Source organism: Nitrosovibrio sp. Nv4 (genome assembly GCF_900215485.1).
Taxonomy (GTDB): Bacteria; Pseudomonadota; Gammaproteobacteria; order Burkholderiales; family Nitrosomonadaceae; genus Nitrosospira.
In genome coordinates, this window is the sequence record NZ_OCMZ01000002.1 from 363,814 (window position 1) to 376,693 (window position 12,880).

Annotated in this window: 12 protein-coding genes; 3 read left to right on the forward strand and 9 right to left on the reverse strand. The window is 53.7% G+C overall.

All coding sequences use genetic code 11. From position 1 onward, the window contains the following. Window positions 1-11 precede the first annotated feature (11 nt). From CRO05_RS09860 to CRO05_RS09895, 8 genes are all read right to left on the reverse strand, one after another. Window positions 12-974, reverse strand: coding sequence for a hypothetical protein (locus tag CRO05_RS09860; RefSeq protein WP_097067042.1), 963 nt, complete (start codon window positions 972-974; stop codon window positions 12-14). Between the two features lie 151 nt (window positions 975-1,125). Next, window positions 1,126-2,094 carry a hypothetical protein gene (locus tag CRO05_RS09865; protein ID WP_097067043.1) on the reverse strand — a complete coding sequence of 323 codons (969 nt, stop codon included), beginning with the start codon at window positions 2,092-2,094 and terminating at the stop codon, window positions 1,126-1,128. Continuing rightward, on the reverse strand, window positions 2,091-2,918 hold the full coding sequence (locus CRO05_RS09870; protein ID WP_097067044.1) for a hypothetical protein: 828 nt from the start codon (window positions 2,916-2,918) through the stop codon (window positions 2,091-2,093). Before CRO05_RS09870 ends, CRO05_RS09865 begins: the two co-directional genes overlap by 4 nt. A 241-nt stretch (window positions 2,919-3,159) precedes the next feature. Beyond that, on the reverse strand, window positions 3,160-4,929 hold the full coding sequence (locus tag CRO05_RS09875) for a phage portal protein (protein WP_097067045.1): 1,770 nt from the start codon (window positions 4,927-4,929) through the stop codon (window positions 3,160-3,162). Then, the gene (locus tag CRO05_RS09880) at window positions 4,926-6,179 is read right to left on the reverse strand and encodes a PBSX family phage terminase large subunit (protein WP_097067046.1); all 1,254 of its coding nucleotides are present in this window, start codon (window positions 6,177-6,179) and stop codon (window positions 4,926-4,928) included. The genes CRO05_RS09875 and CRO05_RS09880 overlap by 4 nt, the downstream gene beginning before the upstream one ends. A gap of 24 nt (window positions 6,180-6,203) precedes the next feature. After that, entirely contained in the window at window positions 6,204-6,767 is a 564-nt protein-coding gene (locus CRO05_RS09885; RefSeq protein ID WP_235001380.1) for a hypothetical protein, read from the reverse strand. Further along, window positions 6,764-7,087, reverse strand: coding sequence for a hypothetical protein (locus CRO05_RS09890; RefSeq protein ID WP_097067047.1), 324 nt, complete (start codon window positions 7,085-7,087; stop codon window positions 6,764-6,766). The genes CRO05_RS09885 and CRO05_RS09890 overlap by 4 nt, the downstream gene beginning before the upstream one ends. Before the next feature lie 124 nt (window positions 7,088-7,211). Then, window positions 7,212-7,598 (reverse strand): hypothetical protein, encoded by a 387-nt coding sequence (locus CRO05_RS09895; protein ID WP_097067048.1) that lies wholly within the window; start codon window positions 7,596-7,598, stop codon window positions 7,212-7,214. A gap of 644 nt (window positions 7,599-8,242) precedes the next feature. Between CRO05_RS09895 and CRO05_RS09900 the strand changes: the two genes are divergently transcribed. From CRO05_RS09900 to CRO05_RS09910, 3 genes are read left to right on the forward strand one after another with little or no spacing between them, the layout of a single operon-like run. Further along, window positions 8,243-8,713 carry a hypothetical protein gene (locus tag CRO05_RS09900; RefSeq protein ID WP_143860911.1) on the forward strand — a complete coding sequence of 157 codons (471 nt, stop codon included), beginning with the start codon at window positions 8,243-8,245 and terminating at the stop codon, window positions 8,711-8,713. A 25-nt stretch (window positions 8,714-8,738) separates the two neighbouring features. Beyond that, window positions 8,739-9,149 carry a Bor/Iss family lipoprotein gene (locus tag CRO05_RS09905; RefSeq protein ID WP_097067050.1) on the forward strand — a complete coding sequence of 137 codons (411 nt, stop codon included), beginning with the start codon at window positions 8,739-8,741 and terminating at the stop codon, window positions 9,147-9,149. 38 nt (window positions 9,150-9,187) lie between these two features. Next, complete coding sequence (locus tag CRO05_RS09910; protein ID WP_097067051.1) at window positions 9,188-10,768, forward strand: FAD-binding protein; 1,581 nt, start codon at window positions 9,188-9,190, stop codon at window positions 10,766-10,768. 136 nt (window positions 10,769-10,904) lie between these two features. On the opposite strand, the gene CRO05_RS09915 is transcribed toward CRO05_RS09910, so the two are convergent. After that, the gene (locus CRO05_RS09915; protein ID WP_097067052.1) at window positions 10,905-12,671 is read right to left on the reverse strand and encodes a thiamine pyrophosphate-requiring protein; all 1,767 of its coding nucleotides are present in this window, start codon (window positions 12,669-12,671) and stop codon (window positions 10,905-10,907) included. Window positions 12,672-12,880: the final 209 nt, after the last annotated feature.

Sequence of the window (12,880 nt, forward strand, 5' to 3'; positions counted from 1 at the left end):
TTAAAAAATCCTTAATCAAGTTCGGCTCTCAAGGCTGCCGCCTGGTGCGTGGGCATCTTCATCAACTTCTGAGCCAGTTCAAAGGGGCTCAAGTTCTCAAGTTGCTCACGTTCAGAGGCTGGGTTTGCTCCACCTTGAATATCCGATAGGGTTACGGGCTTCCTCACCGGGGCAGTGTCGAGCTTAGCTTTCGCATCGGCTTTTATCTTTTCCGGATCGGCGGTCTTTTTTGGAGTAGAGGCTTCCGGCATAATCGCCCTGACGCGACGGACAACTTCTTCAAACCTGTCCGGATAAGGCTTTCCAGACCATTTAGTACTGGTTCTCAGAATCTCGTCCTGCTTCAGTGCTTCGTCCCAGGCTTCCGGGTCGTTGCTTTCCCACTGCACCAGATCGGAGTTATTGTCTTTTGCCTCGGCGATTTGCTCGGCAACGCTCAGTTGACTCGCGCGATCTGATTCCTCTTTTTCGCGTTTCAGTTCCTGCAGCGTTTGTTCCAGCTTCTCGCCCTGCTTCCGGCTTCCCTCAAGAACGGCACTGATTACCTGATGAAGATCAGGCATATCTTCCTTCAGAACCTCCAGGTGCGCCTTGATAGCATCGTCGGCCACGGCAATATCCGCGCCCTTCGCATCCTCCTTCTGTTTCAGAAGTTCTTCGAGTTTGCTTTGCGCGGACTGTAGTTGCTCGCGCAGTGCCGAGTTCTCCACCCGCAGTTCCTTGTGTTTCTTGTAAGGAATAGTACCCTTGCCGCTCTTGTTCAGAACGACCGGCTCATCTTCTCCCGCCCCGCTACTCGCTTTATCGAGCGCGCTGTCTTCCACTTCCTGTACGGGTTTTTCATGAGCCCCTTGCTCCGGTGCTTCCTGTGGGCCTAGAATTTCAGCAAGCTTGCCCGGATCGCTTTCCAGTATCTCGATTTGTTCCGGTGTAAGATTTGCAATTTGTTCATCCGTAAGCTGATCTACTTCCATTGACTTCATCTCCACTTCTTAACGCAGTGAGCGCGCCGCTTTCGCGGGTTAATGAAAACTGCGGTATCGCCGTTAGCGCGTGTTACGTGAGATCATTAAAAAAGCCGCCAATGTTCCAGGGGCGGCTTAGTGCGTTTATCTTTAAATGCTCTTATCCGATAATAGCCATTGCATTTTTGGCTGCTGCCCAATAACTGCTGGTTGCTCCGCCCCGCGCATACCATACTGTTATATCTGCGCCGCGCAGCGCGGTCGTACGCGCATTCTCCAGATACCGCTCCGTCAAACCTGAATCATCAGCGCCGGTGCTCATGAAGTCCACACACATCACGGTTTTGGCGGGCACAGGGAAGGCGGAAGCTACCGGCTGAATACCTCCGATCATACCGGGGAGTCGGTGCGTATCCGTAATTCCGGCGCACATGCCTTGAGATATTGACCATTTCAATTCCGCTATTACATCTGCGTCTGGGCTTCCGTCACAATAACTGTAAAAGGGATAAATTTCCTTGTCCGGAAAGCAGATCTGAATATGCAAGCATATTTCTCTGTGCGCGTTCCGAACTTGCGCCGCTGTCAAACCTGCTGTTGCCGGTGTTCCCCACAGCGCACCAAAACCCCATGCGGACTCATCCGGCGCAATTCCTTGCAATGCAGGATGGTCACCAAATTCATCGGCCATTGCTGTGATTAGCGCCTTGAAACGCGCCATTACTGCAGGGTTATTGAATCTAGGTGAATAACCCCCGAACGAGTTAACCCACAGCCCGCCGGTGGTCGCCGAGCCGCCATACGTCACATGGTCATCCAGGATGTAACTCGGCAGCGGCTTTGCGTGCGCGGCCGAGAAGCTCTTATAGAAAGTCCTAACGATGAGTTTTTTGCCTCTTCCTGCCACATAATCCAGGGCATTCGTGATCGTGCTAAAGTCATAAACTCCCTGTGCGGTTTCGAGCGTTTTCCAGAACGTCATATACAAAACCCCGTCGGTATCATCCAGACACCGAGCGTAATATGGTATGTGTAAAAGTGCGTCATGCCCATCCGGCATCATCCAGTTTTCATGAGTAGCGGAAAACGGTGCTATGGGAGTAAGATTGAGGCCAAGTAAAAAGCTCATAGCGATTCCAGTACGACTGAATAACCAATTAAATCAAACGAGTCCAACGTATTCGCCGAGATGATGCTGAACGATATTGTCATGGCCGCCTCGGTGTTGATATTTGTGGATACTGCCCGAATAACGCCAGGGGAACCGTTGTTGCCTGGTGTCAGCCAATCAGTAGAGGTCATTGAACTGGAAGTGATGGCGGCAAGCTCTATATCAGGCCGAGTTTGCAGCGTATCTGTAGCAGCAAGTGACATAGAAAATATCATCCCATCGGATGATGTCCCGGCCGTGCCAAGATAGATTCTCACGATAGCCGTCGCGTTAGCGCCTCGCCGGTGAATCAGGGGTCTTACCCGCAGAATGCTACGCCCGGGTATCAGCATTGTAGCCGGAACAACCAGCGATCCAGCACCGCCGTTTATTACGAATAACCCTCCCGTTGAACCCATAATGCTCGCAACAGGAGAGGCGACAGAACCCCATTTGGAGGCAAGTTTAACTGTGCCATTAAGCGGTACCCATCCCGCCGCAGTCGCCTTCCAAAACGATCCTGCTTCTCCACCTACGTCCCGTATATTAATTATTGTCCCGGCAGCGGTGGTATACGCATTCGGACGAGTATTCCATGTGTACGAAAGCGCAAGCGGAATAGTGCCTTCATCTGCTTCCAGCCCGACGATATTGCCTTTTGAGTCTCTTGAAAATACTCCTGTTCCCCGATCGGCGTTGCCTTTTGCCAACAAATCAAGCTCGAGTGCCCGATCGAGATTTATGACGCTGCCCTTGCCATGGCGGATACCACCAATAGTGGTATCATATAAAAGACGAATCATTTTAATACCCCTTAGTAAATGTAAAACCGCTCGCGAGCGGCTCATTTTGACTATATATAAGGGCTCAATAAGCAAAGCCTATTGCACCCGGCGTGAGAGTGACCGGATTCTGGTTTGAACCCCCTACTTGCATTCCCGGTAACCCTGTTGCGCTTTCGCCAGCTCTAATTTCACCGCGACTATTGCTTGAGCCCATGGCTATATCGCACCCTGGAATTGTTGCCGCATTTGCTGAACCCTGCTAATCCGACTCTCCTCCGCCGCCCAGCTTACGCAACTGCTCCGCCAGCTCATGCCGGTTCGGTACGTCGGATAATTCCAGCATGGCCGGATATAGAACTGCCTGATAAGCCGGTGGCGCCGCCTGTACGATCTGCGTGAACGCATGCAGCTGCTGTGCCCGGAAGCTGGGTGTGGCAGGAATGTCCTCCAGTACAACCTTGACCTGCGCGGTTGCCAGGTCGTTCTCCACCGCCGGTCCGGCATCCGTCATTACGGAGCGGTTGAAGTACACGATCTTCTGTCCGGCGCCTTGCTTGACGGCCACGGCTGTCGTCGCGCCCAGCATATCTTGCTTGATCAATGCCAGAAGCTGCTGCCCGACCATTCGCCTCGCATAACGGAAATTATCGTTAGGCTCCGCCAGAACGGTAGAACCCTGCTCTACCAGGCTATTGATGGCTATGCCGCTGGTTGCCGTGGTATCGGCCCCGAGCATGGCTCTGTATATGCCGCCCACTTCTTCGATTCTCCGCTTTCGCTCCTGCACCAGCTGGAACACTTGCGCGGCGAGCTGATACTCGCGCGTCACTTTGAATCCGCCGGCATTTCTGCGCTGGGCATTGAGGACAGTCATCGATCGAAGGCTGCTGATATTCTGCGCGACCTCCTGATACGAGTTTTGGCTAAGATCGAGCGCATCATTATCCACCTCGACTTTTACCGAGTTCAGGACTTCGTACAACAGAATATCCAGGTCGATAATCTGGTCCTGGGGTCCCCTCATGTCGCGAACCAATCCATAAGGCGCTCTACTCCGGTCCTTGCGAAAACACCAGAATGGAACATAAGGAAAATCCGTATGCGGCAGCGGACTTGGCACATCCATCAATTTATGCGGCCCCAGCCAGATTGAAACGCGCATTCGCGTGAGCAGCGATTTCTGTACCTGCACGAGCCCTTGCGCTACCGCCGCCTGATGGTATGGATTGTCCTCGCGGTATTCGATCGCTTTGCCATTCGGCAGCTCCAGCACATACCCATCCTCGAGATGCCGGTACCATAATTCCGAAAGCCGGACCATGCCTGAATTCCGGTTCAAATAATCCTCGTGGCTGCGGCCCCACGCCTGCTCAATTTCGTAGGCTCTGGCCATGCCGGTGTCGGTTCCATCGTATACGTCCAGATTGCTCCAGCCTGACCAGCTGTTCTGGATGAGCTCGGCCTTGTCCGGCAACATAAGCGACGCCTGCACGCGATCCACCCACTTATCGCGCCTCAGATAGCGCGCATCCGACAAATCCGGCTCTCTTGCTGTCCAGTCCCAGAAAATCTCGTTACGGTGTACCTGTCGCACGCGATACGGATATTTCAGCGTATCGAATTCGCGCGAGACCTCAACCCATCCAATGCCCGCGCGAATCATGCTGGAGTAGGCATCCGACATCGCCCGGTCCGCCCTGGATTCGGTCTCGGCCTCTTTAATGCGTGCCGACAGGCCTTCGGCTATCTCGGTCTGGCTTTCGTCGTCCGAGGTAATTTTATAATCTGTTCGGGTGCGCGCCTCCAGCCCCAGCACAGCGTTGATCGTCGATTTGATCAGGTTCGATTCCTGCGGGGGAATACCCGCATTCTTCAGCCGCTGGATTACTTCGGTGCTCGTCTGGGCGCCATCGTAGTAATCGCAATCGGTATCCGAATCCAGACGCCACTTGGGTTGATCGCGTATATCGCGGCAGATCTTGTCGTAGGCTTCAACCGATATATCCGCGGTGATCGCGGCCCCGATCATGCCCGCCAACCCTTTATACTGATACCGCGCACGCTGGCGGCCGGTTTGTCATCCTCCACAGACACGGCAAAATACCTGAAGGCATCCGCGGCGTGACTATGGTAGTCGTGCAATGGCCTGCCACTGAATTGCCTGGATTCAGGGTCAACATCGAATCGGTAATGCCTCAGGCTCTGCAGCCCCTCGGCACACTTCTGTTTATCGAAATAACAGCGATTGAAAACCGTTCGCGCGGCATTGATTCCGTCAGCAATGGAAAGATTCGGCACGACCCTCACCTTCCGTCCGGCCGCGAGCATGATTTCTTCAACACTGCGGCCGGTTGCCAGCGTTTTCGCTTTTGCGTCATGAGGTAACCAGTCTGTACCATATATGTATCCCTTGTTTTGGAGCACGGTGATGTAATGTTGGATGGGCATCTGGTTATTGCTGTAATAATCGATCAATCTGAGTTCGTTTCCCACCGTTTGGGCAAACCATATGCTGGTGTTATCAGCCCAACCCAGATCAAAAAAGGTATGCACCTGCTTTGTCGCATCATATGGCGCACTTGCAATTCGCCCTTCTTCCTGGGCGAGCCTGAGTTCTTTGGCATAGACCGCTCCATCCAGCGTTACCCTGCAGTTTCCTTCCCAGATGTTCTGATATGCATCCGGATCACGGATTTTCAGTTCATCCTTTTCCCGTTGCAACGTATAGGGAAACCACGGGTTGTCATTCCAGTTGATCTTTACCACTACGGCGCCGGCCGGAGGGTTGACAACAAATCGCTGATGCGTCTCGTCGGTTTCCAGCTCGGGGTTGTAGGTAACCCATATTTCCGATCCCTCTTTTCGGATAGTCGGAATAAGCGTATCCCAACTGGATTTGCTCACGGTCTGGGCTTCTTCCACCCAGACCCGATCCACGCCTTCAAACGACTTGATCTTCGTAACGTTGTTACGCAGCCCGGCAAATATGAATTCGGAGCCATTGGCTCCGCGGATCATGCTGCTCTGTACTTCATAAAAAGAGCTCAGGCCGATCGCGTCGATCTGTGCCTGCAACAGGTGATGCACGGATTCAACGATAGAATTCTGAAACTCTCTCGCGCACAGGATGCGCAATGGCGTTGCGGCCGCCTGGATCAATAACGCCCTTGCCACACCCCACGATTTTGCTCCCCCTCTCCCGCCGTACAAGACCTTGTATCGTGCGGGTTTGAACAGGAACCGGAGTTTTGCGGGAAATTCCGCCCTATGCGCAGCCATGGCACTCCACAGATTTTACGAGAATCATGACGGCCCCTCCCCCGCAATAGCTGCATCGACCGCATGAGCCGCATCGGCTGAAGAGACAAAAGCCACCTCGACACTGTGGACAACCGGCTTCCTGGTATCCACCGCTTCATGCGTGACGGGCAATTTATCTCCGTACTTTCGTGGAGCAAGCCTTGCCGCATACCATTTACGCGCATCGATCCGCAATTGCGCGCGCGCAATAACCTCCCGATCGACCACCTGCCGCCCCTTCTCATCGATATAGGTATCTTTTGATCCGTCGTCGGAAATTTCGATGATTTCTTCAGCATAAGCATCAACGCAAAGCTCCTTGGCGCGCAGATACTGCCGCATGAGATCCTCATCACCCGTCAACCAGTACCATAAAATCCTTTGGCTGATGCCGACCTCGACGCACATTGCCCGAGCCGATCTGCCGAGCGATATGCCGGCCAGGATCGTGTCCAGCAATTCTGGCGTTTTAATCGTCGGAGCCCCTCTTTTTCTGCCTGATGATGCTGCGCCTTCCTCATTCTTCTCCGTTTTATTCGGGAGCATCTCACGTTCAAGTTCACTCATGATCCGGCTTTTTCAGTATCTGTCGTGCTCCCTTTATGCAACCCCTTGTTGCATCCCTTTAATGCCGCACGCAGTTTGATCTCACATGCCCATCGTTCCTCTATCTCGGCGCGCAGCGCCCTGTTGATGGTCAAGGTATCGTCCTTTACTGATACGCGGTCTACCGCATAGGCGGACTTGCACTCGGGTGGAGTCTCCACCAGGCAAGGGACAGCAATTGTTTTTTCGATTACCTGCGTCTGAATCACCGGTTTGCCAGCGCAACCGGTCAATAGAATTGCGAACACCAGAGCCAGAACCGGGTTAATAAAATGCATCATGGATTTATTGGATAACAAGCTGGAATGAATAAGTGGTTTAAAAGATAGCTCAATTGGTCAATCAAGAAGTGGGGAGGCGTACCGTTATCCTGTACAGCAGGCGCAAGTACAACGTGTCGACGATCTAGTCATATTGAGAGCGGCCTTCTACGTACTCGATCTGTTCTCGAGTTACTGCCTCACATTGATGCGCAGGCGCCACTGACGGTAGAGCGCGCATTTTCTTTGCGCGCTTTGTGTGCTTTGCTGCAACTGCCGTTGCACTCCGCATTGCCATTGCTGCGTTTTTTTCTCTTCTGGCTGAGGCTGCTGTCAGCGCGTCCATTGCCTTGCGCACGGACTGAATATCCACTGCGCACTTGTCGTTTGCCGACGACAGCACTGCATTACTGGATTTCAATCGCTCAATCTTCGCTGCTGAGCGCCAGTCACTGACCGCGAAGCCACCACTGAAGGCGAGAGCAGCAAAAATGGCAATTATTGCCGCTGTAATCGCTGGACTGCTGAACATCCGGGTTCACCTGTAAAAATCGCTGAGAGTGGGCACAAAAAAACCCGCACGAGGCGGGTTTGGATAAAGAACTGCAAAAACAGCGGGCAATAAAAAACCCGCCAGAAGCGGGTAAGAAAAAACCCGCGCGGGGCGGGTGGATGTAACCCGCTACAGCGGGGTTTTAGTTTTTGTGTCCGTGCACGAAAATCCACAATATGGATGCGAATTATACAGCGTTACCGGCTGTTGTCAAGCTATTTGTTCCTGCAGCTCGCTACAGCTATTTGTTACTATCCACTTTCGATATTGCTTTGCTAATAATGTAGCAACCAAATAAAGCTGTCCGAATTTATCGCGTCCCGGATTTTTCCGTTAAATCTCGATTGAAAATGCAACGTGAATGTGGCGACAATGAGCGAAGCGCGTTACGTCTTATGAGGATACCTCCGGTATTATCATTCCCATTTAAATTGATTTTTTACCTGACGATGCTATAAATAAGGCTGCTGAATAGCCGTAGATAAACTCATACCCCAGTGGACTTCAATATCTCCCAAATCCTTTATATGCAACATTTCGTGATCAAAAGTTCCGCATTGCTCATCGCGTTTAATTTGGCATATTCAAGCCAAGCGCCAGCGCAGGAGTTGATCGCCCCAGATATGAACATTCCGTCCGGCGCCGCAGCCGGGATGGCTCAGGACAGTCCATTCGTCTATCCCTCGGCAATGCATGATCAGTTTGCGCGACATGGAGCGGCCTATAACCAGCATAACGGGCATCAAAATAAGGGTGCATCTGGCAGGCCGCTCATCGTCCTGCCTGTGCCGCTGCAGGGTAACGGTATGTCCGGATTCAACAGCATGTATGGGTTCCAGTACCCCGGCAGTTACATGCCACGAGACACACCTCTCCACAGATTCAATGGTTATGTGGTTTGTGACCCGCCCGAACTCCCCACCGAAGCAACAACTGAACCAGGCGCAGTGGCGCGGCGTTCGATCAAGATTACGTCAACGCGATCCCTGGCGGCCCCGGCTCATTCACAGCCATGCCCTGTGTACACCATAAATGGCGAGATTCCAAAACAAAAAAGCTACACGACGAAGCCTTCAAGGCGCAATGCACCGTAAATGACACGATGAGGAGAGGGCGGCAATGATAACCGCAGGTATGACTGCTTCCGATGTAGTGAAGAAAAATGCTCGTGTCTGGTGTATTGCTGCTTGCATGACCATCATTCTTGTACTGCCAGGTTGTGCCAGTTTTCAGGTCACCGTGCCGGATTCCGATCCTATCCAGCCCGAAGGACAAGCTGCTGAATATCAGAAAAAGACCATGCATGCATTCTTTTGGGGACTGGTGCTTGATCCCCAGGTTTTTGCTGCTGAATGCCACGGCCAGGGCATCAATGACGTCGTTGTCTATCGTACCCTTGCACATGATCTTGCCGGCGTCGTCACTCTGGGTCTATGGATGCCGACAGAGGTACGTTTTCGCTGCAAGGCGCCTCCCACACGACCGGGGGTGCTTCCTGTGCCGCGTAAACGGTCGCGCGCCGTGTCTTGAAACAAGGTCAGTCAAAACAAATCAAGAGAGCCTCCATTATGCCAAACGGGACTGAAAGCAACTCAAACGGACGAAGCTTCTTCAGGCTTCAAGCCGTGGAAACGGGACGACATGAGTCTTTCAAGCAGACCCTTGAGGGCGAATACGCCTTTCGCATCGACCGCGGCGCCAATCCACCCTTGGACACCTACAATGCAGCGACCAGGGAATTGCAGGGTATCATCCAGGCTTGCCTTGACGATGACAAGTCGCTGAGGGCGCACGGCAGTTTGTGGTCATTGAGTACGGTAGCTGTCACGGATGGCCGTCTCATCGACAACACAGCACTGCGACTGGCATTCGAAGTGCCACAGGCACTGGCTGACCCCGCTTATTCCGGCGATTCCGCAAAGCTGCGCTTCGTCGAATGCGGCAACTCGGTTGCGGCGCTCAATGACTATCTCTTTGCCGCCGGCCTGTCGATCAAGGGTTGCGGTTCCAACAACGGTCAGACCATCGCCGGTGCGCTTTCGACCGGAACCCATGGGGGCGCCTACCTGTTCGGCGCCATGCAGGAAATGGTTGTCGGATTGCACCTCATCACCGGACCGGACAAACATGTCTACCTGGAACGGAAGTCCGCTCCTGTCATGCAATCCGCCTTTGCAGAGAGCATAGACACCGAATTCATCCGGGACGACACATTGTTCAACGCGGCACTGGTAAATTTCGGCTCCTTCGGGATCATACACGGCATCATGATCGAGACGCGGGCCCTGTTCGCCCTTAACGCAGCCCGGTTCAGATTCCCTTATGGTGACACACTCAAGGCGGCGATCACTGCATGCGATCCCATGCTGATTCCTCTGCCGCCGGAGGCCAGCGGCATATCCCGCGACAATCCCTACCACTTCGAAGTTTTCTTCAACCCCAACGAAGGCACGCCGCCTGCCGAAGCTATTGTTCTTCTCATGTACGAGACTCATTATGATCCCGACACTTATGTCGCTCCGGAATGGAATGCCGGCGAGCCGGGCCTCGGCGCATCTGGGCTGGATATCATGGGGGCGCTGGTGGGCAGGATACCCACCCCGCTAAATAAACTGGCCGTGCCATTGCTGAACAGCCAGGTGAATCAGGAGTTCGCACCCTATTTCAGGACGGCGATCATCAGGGACCTCTTCCGCGGCGAGAAGACCCTGGGCAAGACGCTGGCCTGCGGGGTGGGCATGCCCGTCTCCCGCGCAGTAGAAGCAATGGAAATCGCCTTCGGGATTTATAAGGAGTCAAACAGCGTTCTGCCGCTTATACTTTCGCACCGTTTCGTCAAGGGCACAAAAGCGCTGCTCGGATTCACCCGCTTCGATACCACGGCGGTTATGGAGATGGATGCGGTAAATACCCCTGAAACTCGCGCATTCTTCAACAGGGTCTGGGAAGCGCTCGATGCAGCCGGCATTCCATTTACCCTGCACTGGGGTAAATACAACTCTTTCCTTACGCCGGAACGCGTGCGAGAGCGCTACGGCGATGCCGCCGTGGATCAATGGCTCACCAGTCGCGAGACGCTGCTGGAAAGCGCGGCAGTACGCCGGATCTTCAACAACGACTTCACCGTGAGCGTAGGGTTGGCAAACTGAATAACAGGAACCATAGCGTTCGGGCGAGATGTAGAGCCCATGCGAGGTTCATTGCAAGATATGAACTGGACGTCATCGGCAGAAGAGCGTAACGGGTGGCATTCGGTTCTCTGAGACACGGGGACAACGCCCCGCCTCAGGCAAAAATCTGCTTGACCGTGGCTCTTATGATACCGGCTGAATCTGAATCGCCCTTCATGACCGCCGATGCGTACGCCCTTGCCTGTTCCAGGGTGACATGCGGTGGCAGTGGGGGTACATCCGGATCGGTGCAGGCCTCGAGCACCACCGGTCGGTCCGCGCTCAATGCAAAATCCCAGGCGCTGCCAAGATCTTCGGGACGGTCGACCCGTATACCGTGCAAGCCGATCAGCTTTGCATAATCCGCGTAAGGAAGGTCGGGCACGTCTTGTGCCTCGTTGAATTTCGGGTCTCCCTCTGTTGCCCGCTGTTCCCACGTCACCATATTCAAATCGCGGTTATTCAGAACCATCACGATAAGCCGCGGATCGCTCCAATCATGCCAATATTTTCCGATGGTGATGAGTTCATTCATGCCATTCATCTGCATCGCACCATCCCCTACCATGGCTATTACCACCCGGTCCGGGTAGGCAAATTTGGCTGCGATTGCATAGGGCACTCCCGATCCCATACTGGCCAGCCCGCCCGAAAGCGACGCCATCATACCCTGACGTATCTTCAGATCCCGCGCATACCAGAAAGCCGAAGAACCCGAATCGCCAGTCAGGATGCAATTATCCGGAAGCCGCGGCGACAGTTCCCAGAATACTCTCTGCGGATTGACAGGGTTGGCCGGTTCCATGGCGCGCGCTTCAATGGTTTTCCACCATTCCGCAACATTGCTTTCTATCCGGTTGCGCCAGGTACGGTCTTCCTTCTTTTTCAATAGCGGAATCAGGAGCTTCAAAGTTTCCGCGCTGTCCCCGATAAGATTCACTTCCATGGGGTAGCGGATGCTGATCATTCGGCCGTCTATGTCAATTTGCACGCCGCGCGCCTTCCCTTCCTCCGGCAGAAACTCCGAATAGGGGAAACTGGATCCAACCATCAAAAGCGTATCGCATGACGTCATCATCTTGTAGCTCGGCATGGTACCCAGCATTCCAATGGCGCCGGTTACATATGGCAGGTCGTCGGGGACAACGGCTTTGCCCAGCAGGGCCTTCGCGACGCCGGCACCCAGCAGATCGGCCACCTGAACGACCTCGTTGGTGGCGTCCAATGCCCCGGCACCAGCCAGGATAGCAACTTTCGAGCCGGCGTTAAGCACGTCCGCTGCCCGTTGTAAATCCTCAGCTTGAGGTACGATCCGCGGCGCCGTATACCCGGCTCCCGAATGTACGGTGCCGTGCTCATGAGGCGGCTTTTCGAAATCCATTTCCTGAATGTCGTTGGGTACAATTACGCAGCAGACATTCCGCTCAACCTGCGCGATTCGAATGGCGCGGTCCAGAACATGGCGAACCTGCACTGGCGTAGTCACGACATGCACGTATTCGTGCGCCACATCCTTGAATAGTGAGACGAGATCGACTTCCTGCTGGTAGCTCCCTCCCAGTGCGGAACGTTTCTGTTGTCCGACAATGGCAACCACGGGCTGGTGGTCAAGCTTCGCATCATAGAGGCCATTGAGCAGGTGAATTGCACCTGGCCCCGAAGTCGCCAGACAAACGCCTACTTCGCCGGTGAATTTCGCATGTGCGCAAGCCATGAATGCCGACATCTCTTCGTGCCTTACCTGCACGAAATCGAGCTTATCCGAAGCACGATTTATCGCCCCCATAATGCCATTGATGCCGTCACCCGGAAGGCCGAAGATGCGCTTGATACCCCATTCGGATAAACGGCGGACCAGAAAATCACTGACGTTTTCTTTCATGACCGGCTCCTGGCTAATGGGACGCTACCCCAAAAACCAAAGTATTACTCGCCCAGTCCTGAACTACCGTGCGGTAAGGTACGTAAACAGACTTTTATAGCCGACCCAACCTGTAGCCGGAGATTCTGTGGAAGTGCCTTCATTTTTTGGACAACCGAATCACGCGGCAGTGGTTTGGTTGCCATGTAGGCATCATGCGAAAGGAAATA

Bases quoted from the DNA above. Each gene is read 5' to 3' on its own strand.
- CRO05_RS09880 (WP_097067046.1), bottom strand. From the start codon at position 6,179: ATGGCTGCGCATAGGGCGGAATTTCCCGCAAAACTCCGGTTCCTGTTC.
- CRO05_RS09895 (WP_097067048.1), bottom strand. From the start codon at position 7,598: ATGTTCAGCAGTCCAGCGATTACAGCGGCAATAATTGCCATTTTTGCT.
- CRO05_RS09865 (WP_097067043.1), bottom strand. From the start codon at position 2,094: ATGAGCTTTTTACTTGGCCTCAATCTTACTCCCATAGCACCGTTTTCC.
- CRO05_RS09910 (WP_097067051.1), top strand. From the start codon at position 9,188: ATGCCAAACGGGACTGAAAGCAACTCAAACGGACGAAGCTTCTTCAGG.
- CRO05_RS09915 (WP_097067052.1), bottom strand. From the start codon at position 12,671: ATGAAAGAAAACGTCAGTGATTTTCTGGTCCGCCGTTTATCCGAATGG.
- CRO05_RS09905 (WP_097067050.1), top strand. From the start codon at position 8,739: ATGATAACCGCAGGTATGACTGCTTCCGATGTAGTGAAGAAAAATGCT.
- CRO05_RS09870 (WP_097067044.1), bottom strand. From the start codon at position 2,918: ATGATTCGTCTTTTATATGATACCACTATTGGTGGTATCCGCCATGGC.
- CRO05_RS09860 (WP_097067042.1), bottom strand. From the start codon at position 974: ATGGAAGTAGATCAGCTTACGGATGAACAAATTGCAAATCTTACACCG.
- CRO05_RS09885 (WP_235001380.1), bottom strand. From the start codon at position 6,767: ATGAGTGAACTTGAACGTGAGATGCTCCCGAATAAAACGGAGAAGAAT.
- CRO05_RS09890 (WP_097067047.1), bottom strand. From the start codon at position 7,087: ATGATGCATTTTATTAACCCGGTTCTGGCTCTGGTGTTCGCAATTCTA.
- CRO05_RS09875 (WP_097067045.1), bottom strand. From the start codon at position 4,929: ATGATCGGGGCCGCGATCACCGCGGATATATCGGTTGAAGCCTACGAC.
- CRO05_RS09900 (WP_143860911.1), top strand. From the start codon at position 8,243: ATGAACATTCCGTCCGGCGCCGCAGCCGGGATGGCTCAGGACAGTCCA.